Origin of the sequence: Glycocaulis sp. (genome assembly GCF_051859565.1) — a bacterium.
Classification (GTDB): Bacteria; Pseudomonadota; Alphaproteobacteria; order Caulobacterales; family Maricaulaceae; genus Glycocaulis.
Window position 1 is genome coordinate 197021 of the sequence record NZ_JBHYFK010000007.1, and the last position, 17458, is coordinate 214478.

Consider the following 17458-nt stretch of genomic DNA (forward strand, 5'->3'; position numbering starts at 1 on the left):
ATGACCGAACAGGCCCTCATCCCGCCGCCCTGGCAGGCGCTCTACGCGCCGTGGGCGCCCGCATCGCGGCGCAGTTTTGGCTGGGCGACGCCCTTCATCCTGTTTCTGACCTACGTCATCTCGTCCATTCCGATGATCGTGCTGACGGTCATTGCGATGGCCGGGGCGCCGGGCGGTCTCGAATCTGCGGCTGAAGGTGACACCTCGGCAGCCTTGTCAGGCGATGTCATGCTGCCCGGCATTCTGTTGCAGTTTGCCTTGTGGGCGGCGCTCATCATCGTCTGGGTGAAGGCGTTTGAACGGCGCAGCCTCGCGTCGATGGGCTTTACCGCCACGGGCTGGCTGCGGCGGTATTTGCGCGGGCTTCTCGTGGGCATAGGCCTCGTCCTCCTGCTGGGCGGGGTGATGGCCGCGCTGACCACGCTTGCGCCGCAGGCCGTGCCCGAAAGCATGCGCGACATGACCGGGCCGGAAAATGCTGACTGGGCGGTGCTGGCGGGCGGCGCTTTTATCGGCTTTGCGCTGTTGGCCATCATCACCTTCCTCATTCAGGGCGGTGCGGAGGAAGTTGTATTCCGCGGCTGGCTGATGAGCACGCTGACCGCGCGCTGGGGCGCGGTGGCGGCCATTATCGCCTCCAGCGTGATTTTCGGTGCTTTCCACCTGCATGTGATGGTGTCCGGCGTGGCCTACGGCCTGATGGCCGTATTCGGCATCACCGCGACGGGGCTCTTCTTCGCGCTCTACGCCTGGGCCGAGCGCGGCGTGTGGGGCGCAGCCGCCGCCCATGGCACATTCAACGCCGCCGCCACGCTGATGCCGCTGGCGGTCATGCAGGCCAGCGAGCCGGACCGCACGCCGTCCGATCTCTTCGCCGAGGTGCTGACCCGCGCGACCGGCATGGCCGGCGTGGAAGCCACCGAAGTCGGCCCGCACCTGCTGGTCCAGCCGGGCGTGTTCCTCACGCTCAGCCTCATCCTCTTCCTGCGCCTGCGGGCGAGGAAGGGGTAGGGCGTCCATTGCGTTGAAACCCCGGACGCGCAGCGATCCGGGGCCTCCGTTTGAGGGGCTTTTCCCTCGTCCTTCGAGACGTTCGCTTCGCTCACCCTCAGGATGAGGGAAAAGCGCAACCCTAGCCCTCATCCTGAGGAGGCCGAAGGCCGTCTCGAAGGGCGAGGGCTGATTGTGCATCCGGCCGTTGCCCGCTAACCCGCCTTCTGTTTCAGCGCTTTCTGGCGGGCCATGTCGCGCTCCAGCACGGGCTTGAGATAGCGCCCGGTCCAGCTCGCCTCCACGCCGGCGACGTGTTCGGGCGTACCGGCGGCCACGATCTCGCCGCCGCCATCGCCGCCTTCGGGGCCGAGATCGATGATCCAGTCGGCGGTCTTGATGACATCGAGATTGTGCTCGATCACGATCACCGAATTGCCCTGCTCAACGAGCTCATGGAGCACTTCGAGCAGCTTCTTCACGTCCTCGAAGTGAAGCCCTGTGGTCGGCTCATCAAGGATGTAGAGCGTGCGGCCCGTGGCGCGCTTGGAGAGCTCCTTGGAGAGCTTCACCCGCTGCGCCTCACCCCCCGATAGCTGGGTGGCGGGCTGGCCGACCTTCACATAGCCAAGGCCGACGCGTTTGAGCGTTTCCATCTTGTCGCGCACCGACGGCACGGCCTGGAAGAAGTCGGCGGCTTCTTCCACCGTCATGTCGAGCACCTGCGCGATGGATTTGCCCTTGAAGGTCACTTCCAGCGTCTCGCGGTTGAAGCGCGCGCCATGGCACACATCGCAGGTGACATAGACATCGGGCAGGAAGTGCATCTCGATCTTCACCACGCCATCGCCCTGACACGCCTCGCAGCGCCCGCCCTTGACGTTGAAGGAGAAGCGGCCCGGCTTGTAGCCGCGCGTCTTGGACTCCGGCAGACCGGCAAACCAGTCGCGGATCGGCGTGAAAGCGCCGGTATAGGTGGCCGGGTTGGAGCGCGGCGTGCGGCCAATGGGCGACTGGTCGATATCGATAATCTTGTCGAGCAGCTCCAGCCCCTCGACCGTCTCGTGCGGGGCAGGCACCGCGCTTGCGCCATTGAGCTTGCGCGCAGCCGCCTTGTAGAGCGTTTCCAGCGTCAGGGTAGACTTGCCGCCGCCTGACACGCCGGTGACGCAGGTGAACACGCCCAGCGGAAACTCCGCCGTCACGTTTTTGAGGTTATTGCCGCTCGCGCCCGTCACTTTCAGCACGCGCTTTTTATCAATCTTGCGGCGCTTTTCCGGCACCTCGATCATGCGCGTACCGGCAAGATACTGCCCGGTGAGGCTTTTCGGGTTGGCGCGGATGTCTTCCGGCTTGCCTTGCGCCACCACCTCGCCGCCATGCACGCCGGCAGCGGGGCCGAGATCGACCACGTAGTCTGCCGTCTCGATGGCTTCCTCGTCATGCTCCACCACGATCACGGTATTGCCGAGATCGCGCAGGCCCCGAAGGGACTCCAAAAGGCGGGTATTATCGCGTTGGTGCAGGCCGATGGACGGTTCATCCAGCACGTAGAGCACGCCCGTCAGGCCCGACCCGATCTGGCTGGCAAGGCGGATACGCTGGCTCTCTCCGCCCGACAGCGTGCCGGAGGCGCGGCTGAGCGTGAGATAATCCAGCCCCACATCGACCAGGAAGCGCAGCCGGTCGCGGATTTCTTTCAGGATACGCCGGGCGATCTCCTGTTCCTTGTCGGTCAGGCGTTCCTCGATATTGGAGAACCAGCTGAGCGCCTCGCGGATGGAGTGTTCACCGGCCTGCGAGATGTCATAGCCGCCGATCTTGACCGCCAGCGCTTCGGGCTTCAGCCGCTTGCCGTGACAGGTCTCACACGGCTGGTTGGACTGGAAGCGGCCCAGCTCCTCGCGCACCCAGGCGGAGTCCGTCTCGCGCCAGCGCCGTTCGAGGTTGGGGATCACGCCTTCAAACGACTTGGTGGTGGAGAACTGGCGCAGGCCATCTTCATAGGTGAACTTGATCTTGTCGGCGGTGCCATAGAGCACGGTGCGCTGGAATTTCTCCGGCAATGTGCGCCAGGGCTTATGCATGTTGGCGCCATAATGGTCGGCCAGCGCCTGCAGGGTCTGCTGGTAGAGCTTGGAGGTGCCACGGCTCCACGGCGCAACCGCGCCTTCATAAAGGCTCTTTTCCCGGTCCGGGACGATCATCGCCTCGTCAAATTTCAGGCTGACACCGAGGCCATCACAGGCCGGACACGCCCCGAACGGATTGTTGAAGGAGAACAGGCGCGGCTCGATCTCCTCAATCGTGAAGCCGGTCTCCGGGCAGGCAAACTTCTCCGAGAAGGTCAGGCGCTCGGGCGCGCCCTTCTCGTCGGCGGGCGCATCAGCAAACTCGGCCATGGCAAGCCCGTCTGCGAGGCGCAGCGCGGTCTCCAGACTGTCGGCAAGGCGCTGCTCCAGCCCCTCACGGATCGCCACCCGGTCCACCACCACGTCGATATCGTGCTTGAACTTCTTGTCGAGCTCAGGGGCTTCTTCCAGCGTGTAATAGGTGCCGTCCACCTTCACCCGCTGGAAGCCCTGCTTCATCAGCTCGGCAAATTCCTTGCGGTACTCACCCTTGCGCCCGCGCACGATCGGCGCCAGCAGGTAAAGCCGCGTGCCATCCTCCAGTGCCATCAGCCGGTCGACCATCTGGGAGACGGTCTGCGAGGTGATGGGCAGGCCCGTGGCGGGCGAGTAGGGGATGCCGACGCGCGCCCACAAGAGGCGCATATAGTCATAGATCTCGGTGACGGTGCCGACCGTGGAGCGCGGGTTCTTGGACGTCGTTTTCTGCTCGATGGAGATCGCGGGCGACAGACCCTCAATGGAGTCCACATCCGGCTTGCTCATCAGCTCCAGGAACTGACGCGCATAGGCCGAAAGGCTTTCCACATAGCGGCGCTGGCCCTCGGCATAGATCGTGTCAAATGCCAGCGAGGACTTGCCGGACCCGGAAAGCCCAGTGAACACGATCAGCTCGTCGCGCGGCAGATCGACCGACACGTCTTTCAGGTTATGCTCGCGCGCACCGCGCACCGAAATATGCTTCAACGGGTCGGCCATTGGGCGGAAAATCCATAAATCTGCAAGGGGCCAGCGGGCGGCGCCGGCCGGTGGTTAGATAGGCTGCAAGGTGGCCGTGCGCCACCTTGCCTGTACCCTCATTACACCTCGCGGTGCGATTGCGTTCACCGGGCGCATGGACACCCCGGCGGTGATGGAGTGAGATGCGCTCGAAAATTCACTTGGCGACTCGCCCGTTGACGGGCGGAACAATATGTGAACATTTTAGATAAAAGCGCAAGAAGTACGAGGCATCCCATGGCAGGCAGCGTCAACAAGGTCATCATTATCGGCAATCTGGGCGCGGACCCGGAAGTGAAGGCCATGCCGTCCGGCGACCGGATGGCGAAATTTCCCGTCGCGACGTCGGAAACCTGGCGCGACCGCCAGTCCGGCGAGCGCCGCGAGAAAACCGAATGGCACAACGTGGTCATCTTCAACGAGAACCTCGCCAAGGTCGCCGAGAACTATCTTAAAAAAGGCGCCAAGGTTTACATCGAAGGCTCGCTGCAGACCCGCAAATGGCAGGACCAGAACGGGCAGGACCGCTACTCCACCGAGATCGTGCTGCAGAAATATCGCGGCGAGCTGACCATGCTCGACGGTAAGGGCGATGGCGGCGGTTCGGGCGGTGGCAATTATGGCCGCATGGATGACCGCTCCTCCGGCGGCAATGAGCGCCCGCGCGAAAGCTTCGCCTCCGACACGCTGGACGACGATATTCCGTTCTAGGGGGATGGCGCGTTAACGCGCTTTACACCTCCCGGCAGACCGCGCCATGGTCCCCGCTCAATTTCCTTTGAGCGGGGACTTCCATGAATCGTCACAGCTACTCGACCGAGCTTTACGCCATTGTCGGCTCACTGCCGGAGGCCAGCCGGCCCGGCTTCATCTCTGCCTTCCAGGCGTCGGAGAAGAACCCGGTCCTGCTCTACGGCTTCAATATCTGGCTCGGCTTTCTCGGCATTGACCGTTTTCTCGTCGGCGACATCCTTGCCGGCGTGCTCAAGCTGATCACGTTTGGCGGCTTTGGCCTGTGGCAGATCATTGACTGTTTCCTGATTGGCGGCCGCGCCCGGCAGAAGAATATCGAGCAGGCCCGCCGCCTGCGCGAGTCCTTCATCAACCGCGCCAGCCCGCCCTCCGCCCCGCCGGCGCCCGCTTCCTCCGAGCTTCCGCCGCCGCCGGCCTCCTGAGCGCTATTCCGGCCTGAACACTTCCACCTTCGCGCTGGTATCGGCCGCGCCGCGCTGGGCGGCTCCGCCTATGGTGTAGATCGCACCATCAAGGGCGTGCGCGCCGAGGCCGTGGCGCGGTGTCGGCATGGTGCTGACCGCTTGCCAGCTATCGGTCTCCGCCCGCCAGGCCCACACTTCTTCATAGACGCCGCCGCCATCCTCAAACCATTCCCCGCCAAACACGTAGAGCGTGTCACCGACGCTGGCGGCGGCCAGCCCGCCAGACCCGCGCGGGCCGCGTGAGGGCTGGGGCAGGGGCGCGGCCAAAGTCCAGCTATTGCTGGCCGGGTCATAGACCTCATGGGCGGGCGTATTGCCGCCAGAGACGGTGCGCCCTGCCACCACATGGATCAGCCCGTTCATCACGGCGGCAGCGGCTGAATTGCGTGCGCTGGGTGAGGGCGCAAGTGTCGTCCATGTCCCTTCCGCCGGGTCCAGCACCAGATGCGCGGTCACGTCCGACTGGTGGTTCCATTCCGAATTTTCTACGCCGGACGGACGCCGCCCGGTGATGACATGGATGCGGCCATCCAGCGCCACCGCCACATTCTCCGACCACGGGCCGGGCAGGGGCGGCCCTTCCTGCCAGGCGGTGTCCTCGCCGGGGCGCAGTGTCCATACCCGGTTGGTATTGGACCACACCCCGCCCTGCTCGGTGGTGTAGCCGCCAATCGCATAGAGCGTGCCGTCAACGCCCACGCATTGCGGGTGATGGGTCGGGATGGGCAGGCGCGGCATCTCGCGCCAGCTTTCATCGGCGCCGGGGGTAAGGGCCAGCACGCGGTCTGAAATGTCCAGCGGACGGTCTGAAATCCCCGTCGCGAACCCGCCAATCACGTAGATCGTGCCGTCCAGCAGGGCAGGGTAGATCTCTTGCACCGGGAAGGGCAGGTCCGGAGCATTGCTCCAGCGCGTGTCGTCATCGCGGCGCGCGAAGCCCGCGCCCGATGCGATCAGGCCCGTTCCGGCGGCCATTCCAAGCGTTGCAGCCCTGCGTGTGAGTTTCATGGGGTCAGCCTCCCTGTCTCGTGTTTTCAACACGGTAGCATCGGGGAGAGGGGATAGGCCAGAAGGGCCGCCCCCCATTTTCGCCAATGTTATTGGATCCGGCCGGTCTCATCCATCCAGTCGAGTGCGTCGATAAAGGCTCCGACCAGGTTGGCGAAGGGGGCGCCCTCGTCCGTGTTGAGAATATGCCCGCCGCCGAATACCCGTTCGACACGGATAGCCTTCCCGGCGGCCAGCCTTGCTGTGGTGATCATTTCTACGCCGTTGGCATCGATCTGCTCATCCTCGGTGCCGTAATAGACCAGCACGCCCGCGCCAGAGCCAGCCAGGTCTTCGGCGGGGCAGGCCCGCCCGAAGGTCGACCAGAAAAGGTGTGTCTGCCCCTGGAAGTAGGCATCGGAATTCAGCGGATCGCGCGCCACCCCGGCAAAGCCGGCCTCAAGCACGGCCAACGCCTCGCGCGCCCGCTCCTGGCGCTCTTCCGGCGTACCCTCACCGGCCATCGCATCCAGCCGCGCGCGCGCCAGCCGGTCAGACCATAGATCGCAGCCGAAGCCGGACAGGAAGGCGACATGACTGATATCATCGCGCCGGGCGGCCAGACGCGCGGCGATGATCGCCCCTTCCGACAGGCCGAGCAGGCGAACGGTGTCACCAGCGGACGTGGCGCCAGACCGCACGGCTGCGTCGATGGCCTGCCCCACCTCGGCCGTCCAGTTGTCCAGCGTGTGGTTGCGCCGGAACTCCGGCGGACAAGCGTCGGAAACCTGGCCTGCGGTTGCAGCCGTCTGGCCCGTAAGGTGTGGTTTTTCCACAACCATTACAGCAAAGCGATCCGCCGCGAGCTGGTGGATGATGTCCTGTCCGGCGGTGGCGACCAGCCCCTCGTCACTGCGGGCAAACACCGGCTCGCAGCCCGATCCCTGCAGGACCACCAGCAGAGGCCGGGGGCCGTCCGCCGGGGCGGCAATATAATATGTGACGTTGCCTGACGGTCCGGGCGCATGCGCAAGGCGGAATGGCCCTGCATCGTCGGCTGCTGCGGCCTGCCCAAGACCAAGTACAGTAATCGCTGCTGTAAACAAACCAGTGCGGGTCATTGTTTTATCTCCCGAATTACAGATGCCTGACCGGCTGCGAACGTTAGTGGCGAAGGCAAAATCCTCAAATGAAATCGATGTCATATTTGGTGCGCGCGAAGGGGCTGAAACACACCTCATCGTTTGCCCCTGTGGCTGGGGCTTGGTAAACCCTTTCCCAGCTTTGCTGACACGTGATTCCGGCTGTCGGCGCCCATTCCTTGCGGGGCATCTTCCATGCCCGCCTGACTACAGGACAGATACGCTTGAGCGACACACCGAACGAGCCCGGCCCGGACGATATCGATATTGACGAATCCGGCGCTGGCGGGAACGGCATGAATGGCGGCGCAGCGGACGGTCAGGAGCCTCCGCGCCCCGAAGGCGGGCCGATGATCGCCATCGAGGAGGAGATGCGCCGCTCCTATCTCGATTACGCGATGAGCGTGATCGTGAGCCGCGCCATCCCCGATGCGCGCGATGGCCTCAAACCTGTGCACCGGCGCATTCTCTGGTCGATGCACGAGCAGGGCTATACCCACGACAAACAATACCGCAAATCGGCCCGCGTCGTCGGTGACGTCATCGGTAAATACCACCCGCACGGCGACCAGGCCGTCTATGATGCGCTGGCACGCATGGCGCAGGACTTCTCGATGGGCCTCAAGCTCCTCGACGGTCAGGGCAATTTCGGCTCGGTCGATGGCGATCCGCCCGCCGCCATGCGTTACACCGAAGTGCGCATGGACAAGCCTGCCGAGGCGCTGCTGGCCGATATCGACAAGGAAACCGTCGATTACCGGGAAAACTACGACGCGTCGGAAAAAGAGCCGATTGTCCTGCCTGCCCGCTTCCCCAACCTGCTGGTGAACGGCGCTGGCGGTATCGCGGTCGGCATGGCGACCAATATCCCGCCGCACAATCTGGGCGAGGTGGTCGATGCCACCGTGGCGCTGCTGGAAGACCCGGAACTGACCGATCTCGATCTGATCGAGTTCGTGCCGGCGCCAGACTTCCCGACGGGCGGCGAGATCATCGGGCGTACCGGCGCGCGCAATGGCTTGTTGACCGGGCGCGGCTCGGTGCTGGTGCGCGGCAAGACGTCGATCGAGGAAATCCGCAAAGACCGCCAGGCCATCCTGATCCACGAAATTCCCTATCAGGTGAACAAGGCTTCGATGATCGAGAAGATCGCCGAGCTGGTGCGTGAAAAGCGCATTGAGGGTATTTCAGACCTGCGCGACGAATCCGACCGTTCGGGCATGCGCGTGGTGGTCGAGCTGAAACGCGATGCGAATGCCGAAGTGATCCTGAACCAGCTTTACCGCTGGAGCCCGCTGCAGACCTCGTTCGGGGTCAATATGCTGGCGCTGATTGGCGGCAAGCCGCAGCTGGCGGGGCTGAAAACTTACCTCGAAACATTTATCGCCTTCCGCAAGGACGTGACGGCCCGCCGGGCCAAGTTCGACCTGAAAAAGGCGCGCGACCGCGCCCATATCCTGATCGGGCTTGGCATTGCAGTGGCCAATATCGATGAGGTGATCCGCCTGATCCGCGCCGCGCCGGACCCTGCGACGGCCCGTGAACAGCTTAAAGAGCGTGCCTGGCCGGCGGCGGACATTGCGTCTCTGGTGGCGCTGGTGGCCGATCCGCGCTCGATCATTCTCGACAACAACACCATCCACCTGACCGACGAGCAGGCGCGCGCCATTCTGGAACTGCGCCTGAACCGCCTGACCGCGCTGGGGCGTGACGAGATTTCCGGTGAAGCGGAGAAGCTGGCGGTCGAGATCGCCGACCTGCTGGACATTCTCAAAAGCCCCGTGCGCATCCGCGAGATCGTCAAGGGCGAGCTGCTGGATTCCAAGGAACGCTTTGGCGTGCCGCGCCGCACCGCGCTTGTGGAGGGTGATTTCGAGATCGAGGATGAAGACCTCATCCCCCGCGAGGAGATGGTCGTCACCCTGACCCATGGCGGTTATGTGAAGCGCACCCCGCTCTCGCTCTACCGGGCGCAGAACCGGGGCGGGCGCGGCCGGGCCGGCATGGCGATGAAGGACGAGGATTTCGTCTCCACGCTGTTTGTCGCCTCCACCCATGCGCCGCTGCTCTTCTTCACGTCCGACGGCATGGTCTACAAGACCAAGACCTGGCGCCTGCCGCAGGGCGCGCCCAACACCAAGGGCAAGTTCCTGACCAACCTCCTGCCGACGCTTGGCGAAGGCGCGCGCGTCACCTCCATCATGGCGCTGCCGGAGGACGAGGCTGAATGGAGCCGGTTTGATGTGATGTTTGCCACCACATCGGGCGGCGTCCGGCGCAACAAGCTGTCGGACTTCGTGCAGGTGAACCGCAACGGCAAGATTGCCATGAAGCTGGAGGAGGCTGACGGCCAGATCCTCGATGTGCGCCTGTGCCATGAGGGGCAGGACGTGCTGTTGACGACCGCGAACGGCAAGGCGATCCGCTTCCCCGTGACCGATGTGCGCGTGTTTGCCAGCCGTAATTCCACCGGCGTTCGCGGCATACGCATGGAGAAAGGCGATACGGCCATCTCCATGGCGATCCTCAACCATGTCGAGATCGGGCGGGCCGAAACGCGCGCCTATCTCAAACGCCGCCGCGCCGAAATGCGCAATGAGGGCGACGAGGAGCTGGATGCGGCCGAGGCCGACATCGACGCTGGCGACGAGGAAGAGGGCGAGGAAATCACCCTGTCCGAGGTCCGCTACATGGAGCTTCGCGCCCATGAGGAGATCCTGCTCAATGTCGTGGAGTCCGGCATGGGGAAGCGGGTCATCTCCTATGAATACTTCCCGCAGAGCCGGGGCGGGCAGGGCGTGTGGACCAAGGACAAGCGTCAGTCCGAGCCGCTGGCAGCCTGCTTCCTGATCGAAGAGGGCGATACCGTGATGGCCGTCACCGATGGTGGCCAGCTTATCCGCTTCCCCGTCGACACGGTGCGCATTGCCAGCCGCGCCACCAAGGGCGTGCGCCTGATCCGTCTTGCCAATGACGAAAAGGTGGTGTCCGTTGCGCGCATCGCCAAGAACGACGAAGCCGAGGGCGATGAAGACGCCGGCGGCGGCGAAGCCGATACGGCGCCGGAAACCGGCCCGTCTGGAGAAAGCTGATGAAAGAGCGCGTCGCCCTTTATCCTGGCACGTTCGATCCGCTGACGAACGGCCATATCGATATCGTGCGCCGCGCGGTGAAGCTTTACGACAAGCTGGTCATCGGCATTGCCCGCAATGAGGACAAGCGCCCGCTTTTCTCGCTCGATGAGCGGGTGGAAATGGCGCTGGACCTGACGCGCGAATATACCGGCGAGACCGTGATCGAGGTACGCCCGTTCTCCGGCCTGCTGATGCACTTTGCCGAGGAAGTTGGCGCCGGAGCGATTATCCGCGGCCTGCGCGCCGTCTCGGACTTCGAGTACGAGTTCCAGATGGTCGGCATGAACCAGCGCCTCAATCCTGACATCGAGACGGTGTTCCTTATGGCCGATCCGCGCCATCAGGCGATTGCCTCGCGGCTCGTCAAGGAAATCGCGCGGCTGGGCGGTGACATTACCGCCTTCGTGCCGCCCACCATCAAGACCCGTGTGCTGGAGAGATTTGCCAAATGATCCGTATGACTTCTGCTCTGCTGACGGCGAGCGTCAGCGCCTTCGCCCTGGCGGCCACGGCCTGCGCAGACGCGTCCACCGATACCGGGATGGCGGAGTCGTCCGCCACGATCCAGGAAGCCGATGGCAGCCGCTATGCGCGCGACGGTATCCCGTCCGGCCCCGATGCGGCCCGTCAGATCATCGCGGACGCGCCTGAGGCGGCATGGCGCAGCGTTGATCCGGACAGGCTTCTCGTCATCTCCACGCGTCATGGTGATATCTGGGTGGAGCTGGCGCCGGAATTTGCGCCCAACCATGTCGCGCGCATCCGCGAGCTCGTGGCTGAAGGCTTTTATGACGGCAAGGTCTGGCACCGCGTAATCCGTGATTTCATGGCGCAGGGCGGCGGCGCGTCCGACAATCCGGGGCTGAATGCCGACAGGGAGCCGCTGCAGGCGGAGTTCATGATCGCCCGCGGTCTGGATACTGATATCGCCATCAGCGAGCTGCAGGACCGTGTGGTCAATCCGCGAGAGGCAAATACGCGCGCACGCGCTGGCTTCTGGAACGGATTCCCGGCCTCCACCATGCCGCTAGGCCAGGCCGGCATTCGCGCCGATGGCCAGGTCGAATCCTGGCTTCTGCACTGCCGCGGCGCAGTAGCAGCCGCGCGGACCAGCAATCCCAATTCGGCCAATAGCCAGTTCTACATCACCACCGGCACACCGGCCCATCTGGAAGCGGTTTACACCGTGTGGGGACGTGTCCGGGCCGGGCAGGATGCGGTGGATGCCATCCGTGTCGGCACGATGGGCGAGACGATGGGCTTCCGCCCCGACTTCATCATGTCCATGCGCATGGCCAGCGAACTGCCAGAGAGTGACCGTCTCACGATCGAGGTGTTCGACACCGATACACCTGACTTTGCCGTCTATCTCGAAGCCCTTCAGGCGGCCAACAATGACCGTCTGCCCGATGTCTGCAACATCGAAATTCCTGTCCGCATCACGGAGTAAATCCCTTGGCCGATACCCTCATCTTCACCCTCGACACCGGGGGTGATGTAAAAATCCGTTTCCGCCCCGATCTCGCCCCCAAACATGTCGCCCGCATCAGCGAGCTGGCACAAAGCGGCTTTTATGACGGCATCAGCTTCCACCGCGTGATTGATGGCTTCGTTGCGCAGGGCGGCTGCCCGAAAGGCACCGGCACGGGCGGTTCGGGCCAGAAAATCCCGGCCGAGTTCAGCGCCGAGCCGCATGTGCGCGGCACCATGTCCATGGCGCGCACCAATGACCCCAATTCCGCTGACAGCCAGTTCTTCATCTGCCTGGACGCCGTGCCCTATCTGGACAATAGCTACACGGTCTGGGGCGAGGTGATCGAGGGCATGGAATTCGTCGACGCCCTGCCCAAGGGCGAACCGCCCCGCAATCCGGGCAAGATCGTGAAAGCGACGGTTCAATAGCAATGGCGGTTTCTCCCCCCGTTTACGGGGGGAGTGCCCCTGAAAGGGGCGAGGGGGGGGATAAAACAAACTCCCCCCTCCGTCAGCTTCGCTGACACCTCCCCCGTAAACGGGGGAGGAAAAGACACGGCCACCCCATGAAACTCTCCGACTTTGATTTCCACCTGCCAGAGGACCGGATCGCGCTGAGGCCCGCGCGGCCTAGGGACAGTGCGCGCCTGTTACATGTGGGGCAGGGCGGGGCGCTGGCCGATCACACCATGCTGGACCTGCCAGAGCTGCTGCAGCCCGGCGATCTTCTGGTGCTGAACAATACCAGCGTCATCCCGGCGGCGCTGACCGGGGAGCGTCCGGCGCGCGCGGTTGGCGGCGGCGGCCCGGCCCGCATCGAGCTCAACCTGCATACGCGCGTGAGCGAGGATAGCTGGCGCGCCTTCGCCCGGCCTGCCAAGCGCGTGCGCGAAGGCGACACGATCCATTTCCCCGAAGGCCTGTCGGTGACCGTAATGGCGAAAGCCGAAGGCGGCGATATCACCTTGCAATTCAATGCGTCAGGGGCAAACCTTGATGCCGCACTTGAAGGCGCGGGCAACCCGCCACTGCCCCCTTATATTGCCTCGAAGCGCGATGCCGATGCCGAAGACCGCACTGATTACCAGACCCTGTTCTCCGACCCCGCCCGCAAGGGCTCGGTCGCGGCGCCGACGGCTGGCCTGCACTTCACTGACCGCCTGTTCGCGGCGCTGGAGGCAAGGGGCGTGGCGACCACCCAGCTGACCCTTCATGTCGGCGCTGGTACCTTCCTGCCGGTGAAGACCGAAAACGTGTCCGAGCATCGTATGCACGCCGAATGGTATGAGATCAGCGAGGAGGCTGCCGCCGCCATCAATGCGGCCAAGCGAGAAGGCCGCCGCATCATCCCGGTCGGCACCACGGCGCTGCGCACGCTGGAAAGCGCCGCCGACAATGAAGGCCGGGTGAGGGCGGGCAGCGCCGAAACGGCCATCTTCATCACGCCGGGCTATTGCTTCCGGGTCACGGACGCGCTGCTGACCAATTTCCACCTGCCCAAGTCCACGCTCTTCATGCTGGTCAGCGCGCTGGCGGGGCTGGAGGTGATGCAGGGCGCCTATTCGCACGCGATTGCGCGTGGCTACCGCTTCTTTTCCTATGGCGATGCCTGCCTGATCGAGCGGGGGTGAGCGCCTCGTCCCCGGACTATCCAGCTTGGGGGCAGGTGAACTGAAAGCCCAGCACCGCCATTGGAAGCCGTAAAGGTCCTAAACATCTATCGAATCAGCTAATGGTACAATTGAATTTAGTCGTTCTATAGAGCGTAATAAACCAATGCTGGTCGATATTTTTGCCCGCCGATACGAGAAGGCGCAGCTTAGGGCTTCATTTGAAGACTGTGATAAGCGCCTCTTAGTGCAAGCGTTTCGGATTCTTTCCGAGGATATTGCACCTTATTACCGCGAAGGGAAGGAGAGCGAATACGGCGTTAAATTTTGGACGCGACTGCACAACGATTTATCCCGTGAGCTCGGCCTTAAAGAGCTTTCTCCACTGTATTATTCCTACACCGTGCCGCGTAATGGGAGCCAGCAGCAAGTTTCTGGGAAATACACGTTAGTTTCGGTTTGTGAGACATGGATGAATGGCCCGGTTGCCGGGTCGATAGATCAGCACATCAAAGAGCGTTTGAGTCTGGTCGAGCTGGGGTTCCGATACCGCGAGCTTGAGCTGAGAGCACGAGCGGCAACCGCCAAGATTGAAGCGGCGATGTCTAAGCCTGCAGCATCAGCCCCCTTAGCGTCAGGAGGTCGGTTTGTGGTGCGATCAAAACCACCGACGAGTGCTTTCCTGGAGCAAATTCAGAAATCGACTGAGCAGAACTTTCAAGGCAATGTTGAAGAGTTAAATACACGTTTCAAGCAGGCGGGGTATTTGCTGAATTATCACAATGGATTTATCCAAATTGTAGCCGATGATTTGGTTCAACAAGAAGTCGAGACGCCATTTTGGCAGTTAGTCTCGGATGGTCGCTGGAAAAATATCGACTTAGATATGAAGGAAGCTTTGGATCTGCGTGATTCCAATGGCCGGGACCCCGCTTGGTATGCGGCAAAGTCGCTAGAGAGTGCGATCAAGATTATCTCGAGTGAGAGGGGGTGGACGCATGGCGGTGAGAAAGGAGCAGCAAACTATATTGAAAATCTCGCATCAAAAAAGAATGGCTTTCTCGAGCCTTGGGAAGCTGAAATCCTCAAAGAATATTTTAAGAGTGTGAGAAACCCCTTCGGTCATGGACCAGGTGGAGGAGAGATGCCGACGTTATCGCCGACACAGACGGAATGGGCGATTGAGTTTGCGATGAGCTGGATCAAGGCGCTGATCAAGCGTCACCAAAATAACGTTAAACCTTCGTAGCCCACGACTGTCGGCCTCCGCGCCATGGGAAACCATGAAGCTTAGAAGGTGGACCCCGGCTCGGGGGCCGGGGCCCCGGTGTTTATCATCGAGCCTCTCAACCGGGTTCCCGGGCTTGACCCGGGATCCATTTTTCAAAGCACCACAAGAGTGTCATCCCCCGCTTTATGCGGGGGAGCCATGCCTATAACGAACGATCAGCCGGAAACTCTAGAGGCATGGGTGGCCCGGATAAACCGGGCCATGACAATGATGGTCCGCCGCGTCGAGCGACCCCAAAAAGATCAAGCCTTGTCGCGGCTGGCCTTCTTGCGCTCGTGCTCCAGCAGGAGTTTCTTGCGGATGCGGATGGATTGCGGTGTCACCTCGACCAGCTCATCGTCATTGATGAATTCCAGGGCGTATTCCAGCGTCACGCGGATGGGCGGAACGAGCACCACGGCCTCGTCGGCCCCTGCGGCGCGGATATTGGTCAGCTTCTTGCCTTTGAGCGGGTTCACGATCATGTCCTCCTCGCGGGAGTTCAGACCGATAATCATGCCCTCATAGACTTCGGTGGCGTGGCCGATGAAGAGCTTGCCGCGCTCCTGGATATTCCACAGCGCATAGGCCAGCGCCTTGCCGGTTTCCATGGAGATGATCGCACCCTTGGGCCGCTGGCCGACATCGCCCGCCTGCTTCGGCCCGTAATGGTCAAAGCTGTGGAACATCAGGCCGGAGCCTTGCGTCAGCGTCAGGAACTCAGAGCGGAAACCAATCAGGCCGCGCGTCGGCACGATGTAATCCAGGCGCACCCGGCCATTGCCATCGGGCACCATGTTCTTCATCTCGGCCTTGCGTGAGCCGAGGCGCTCCATCACGCCGCCCTGGTGGATTTCCTCCACATCGATGGTGAGGTTCTCGTAGGGCTCGCTTTCCACGCCATCGATGATTTTCGTGATGACTTCCGGGCGGCCCACGGCCAGCTCAAAGCCTTCGCGGCGCATCGTCTCGATCAGGATGGAGAGATGCAGCTCGCCCCGGCCCGAAACCTTGAACTTGTCGGCATCGTCGAGCTGCACCACGCGCAGTGCCACATTGTGGATCAGCTCGCGGTCAAGCCGCTCCTTGATATTGCGCGAGGTGACGAACTTGCCTTCGCGGCCCGCGAAGGGGGAGTCGTTGACCTGGAAGGTCATGGCAATGGTCGGCTCGTCGACCACCAGCGCCGGCAGGGCCTCGACATGCTCCGGATCGCACAGCGTGTCGGAAATGTTCAAAGGATCAATGCCGGAGAAGGTGACGATGTCACCGGCGCTCGCGCTCTCCATCTCCACGCGCTCCAGCCCGTGAAAGCCGAACACCTGTAAGACCTTGCCTTTGCGCGTCTTGCCGTCTGCGCCGATCACCGAAACCTGCTGGTTACGCGCCAGCTTGCCGCGCCGGATGCGGCCAATGCCGATCACGCCGGTATAGCTGGAATAATCAAGCGCGGAGACCTGCAGCTGAAGCGGGCCGTCACGGTCAACATCCGGGTGGGAGACACGCTCCACGATGGTCTGGAACAGCGCGTCCATATTGTCGCTCTGGGCGCTCGGATCGAGCGTGGCAAAGCCTTGCAGGGCGGATGCGTAAACTACGGGAAAGTCCATCTGCTCGTCATTGGCGCCGAGCCGGTCAAACAGGTCAAAGGTCTGGTCCACCACCCAGTCAGGGCGCGCGCTCGGCCGGTCGATCTTGTTGATGACCACGATGGGTTTCAGGCCCAGCGCCAGCGCCTTTTTCGTCACGAAGGTGGTCTGCGGCATCGGGCCGTCCACCGCATCGACCAGCAGCAGCACCGAATCGACCATGGACAGGACGCGCTCCACCTCGCCGCCGAAATCGGCGTGGCCGGGCGTGTCGACGATATTAATGCGCCAGTCGCCCCAGGTGACGGCGGTGTTCTTGGCCAGGATGGTGATGCCGCGCTCTTTTTCCAGATCGTTGGAATCCATCACCCTTTCGACTTCTTCGCCGCGCGTGCCCAGCGTGCCCGACTGGCGCAGCAGCTTGTCAACGAGGGTGGTCTTGCCGTGGTCGACGTGGGCGACGATGGCGATATTGCGCAGCTTTTCGACCGGGAAGGTCATGGAGGTGTTCCTGACGTCTTGGGGAGCTAAGTGTTCTTTTCGCGCGCCCTCATACAGGCGGGCGGGCCTTATGGCCAGTCATGATGCAGCCCCTCGCGCTTTTCGTTCTCGCGGTGAAACGCGAAAGGGGCGGGGGTGTTTGCAAGATCGTCTGGGTCTCCCGTTCCCCGTTTTCACGGGGACAGGCGAGGCGGGAGACCCCGGAATTTGAAACGTCTGCGTAGAGTAGGCCAGACCTTGTGTAGCGCGAACCTCTCCACCGGGGTCTCCCGCCCCGACGGGAGACCCATAAAGCCCGGCAAGCTGCTCCAGCAGAAAGCCCCCGCCACTCGTCATGCCCGCGCAGGCGGGCATCCAGAGATCGAAGAGCGAAGGCAGCGCCAAGTGGCTCTGGGTTCCCGACTGCGCGGGAAC

The 17458-nt window shown here is 62.8% G+C and carries 13 protein-coding genes; 9 read left to right on the plus strand and 4 right to left on the minus strand.

Annotated elements, in window-relative coordinates; genetic code table 11:
* Positions 1 to 1011 carry a lysostaphin resistance A-like protein gene (locus ACTIGC_RS11750; protein ID WP_439634586.1) on the plus strand — a complete coding sequence of 337 codons (1011 nt, stop codon included), beginning with the start codon at positions 1 to 3 and terminating at the stop codon, positions 1009 to 1011.
* Positions 1012 to 1205: 194 nt separating this feature from the next.
* Here the strand turns inward: ACTIGC_RS11750 and uvrA are convergent, their stop codons facing one another.
* On the minus strand, positions 1206 to 4100 hold the full coding sequence (uvrA, locus tag ACTIGC_RS11755; RefSeq protein WP_439634587.1) for an excinuclease ABC subunit UvrA: 2895 nt from the start codon (positions 4098 to 4100) through the stop codon (positions 1206 to 1208).
* A 258-nt stretch (positions 4101 to 4358) separates the two neighbouring features.
* Here uvrA and ssb point away from each other — a divergent pair, with 258 nt between their 5' ends.
* Together ssb and ACTIGC_RS11765 are read left to right on the plus strand one after the other, a co-directional pair.
* Positions 4359 to 4832, plus strand: a complete 474-nt coding sequence (ssb, locus tag ACTIGC_RS11760) for a single-stranded DNA-binding protein (protein WP_439634588.1) — start codon at positions 4359 to 4361, stop codon at positions 4830 to 4832.
* Positions 4833 to 4915: 83 nt separating this feature from the next.
* The gene (locus ACTIGC_RS11765) at positions 4916 to 5296 is read left to right on the plus strand and encodes a TM2 domain-containing protein (RefSeq protein ID WP_439634589.1); all 381 of its coding nucleotides are present in this window, start codon (positions 4916 to 4918) and stop codon (positions 5294 to 5296) included.
* Between the two features lie 3 nt (positions 5297 to 5299).
* On the opposite strand, the gene ACTIGC_RS11770 is transcribed toward ACTIGC_RS11765, so the two are convergent.
* Together ACTIGC_RS11770 and ACTIGC_RS11775 are read right to left on the minus strand one after the other, a co-directional pair.
* Positions 5300 to 6346, minus strand: a complete 1047-nt coding sequence (locus ACTIGC_RS11770) for a Kelch repeat-containing protein (protein ID WP_439634590.1) — start codon at positions 6344 to 6346, stop codon at positions 5300 to 5302.
* An 89-nt stretch (positions 6347 to 6435) separates the two neighbouring features.
* Positions 6436 to 7446: a hypothetical protein gene (locus ACTIGC_RS11775; RefSeq protein ID WP_439634591.1), complete on the minus strand. Its 1011-nt coding sequence runs from the start codon at positions 7444 to 7446 to the stop codon at positions 6436 to 6438.
* A 245-nt stretch (positions 7447 to 7691) separates the two neighbouring features.
* Here ACTIGC_RS11775 and gyrA point away from each other — a divergent pair, with 245 nt between their 5' ends.
* From gyrA to ACTIGC_RS11805, 6 genes are all read left to right on the plus strand, one after another.
* The gene (gene gyrA, locus ACTIGC_RS11780; RefSeq protein ID WP_439634592.1) at positions 7692 to 10559 is read left to right on the plus strand and encodes a DNA gyrase subunit A; all 2868 of its coding nucleotides are present in this window, start codon (positions 7692 to 7694) and stop codon (positions 10557 to 10559) included.
* On the plus strand, positions 10559 to 11053 hold the full coding sequence (coaD, locus tag ACTIGC_RS11785; protein WP_127566655.1) for a pantetheine-phosphate adenylyltransferase: 495 nt from the start codon (positions 10559 to 10561) through the stop codon (positions 11051 to 11053). Before gyrA ends, coaD begins: the two co-directional genes overlap by 1 nt.
* Positions 11050 to 12051 (plus strand): peptidylprolyl isomerase, encoded by a 1002-nt coding sequence (locus ACTIGC_RS11790; RefSeq protein WP_439634593.1) that lies wholly within the window; start codon positions 11050 to 11052, stop codon positions 12049 to 12051. The genes coaD and ACTIGC_RS11790 overlap by 4 nt, the downstream gene beginning before the upstream one ends.
* A gap of 5 nt (positions 12052 to 12056) precedes the next feature.
* Entirely contained in the window at positions 12057 to 12503 is a 447-nt protein-coding gene (locus ACTIGC_RS11795) for a peptidylprolyl isomerase (protein ID WP_439634594.1), read from the plus strand.
* A gap of 137 nt (positions 12504 to 12640) precedes the next feature.
* Positions 12641 to 13705 (plus strand): tRNA preQ1(34) S-adenosylmethionine ribosyltransferase-isomerase QueA, encoded by a 1065-nt coding sequence (gene queA, locus ACTIGC_RS11800; RefSeq protein ID WP_439634595.1) that lies wholly within the window; start codon positions 12641 to 12643, stop codon positions 13703 to 13705.
* A gap of 145 nt (positions 13706 to 13850) precedes the next feature.
* The gene (locus tag ACTIGC_RS11805) at positions 13851 to 14933 is read left to right on the plus strand and encodes an AbiJ-NTD4 domain-containing protein (RefSeq protein WP_439634596.1); all 1083 of its coding nucleotides are present in this window, start codon (positions 13851 to 13853) and stop codon (positions 14931 to 14933) included.
* A gap of 284 nt (positions 14934 to 15217) precedes the next feature.
* Here ACTIGC_RS11805 and typA read toward each other — a convergent pair whose 3' ends face one another.
* Entirely contained in the window at positions 15218 to 17044 is a 1827-nt protein-coding gene (typA, locus tag ACTIGC_RS11810; protein ID WP_439634597.1) for a translational GTPase TypA, read from the minus strand.
* Between the last annotated feature and the right edge of the window lie 414 nt (positions 17045 to 17458).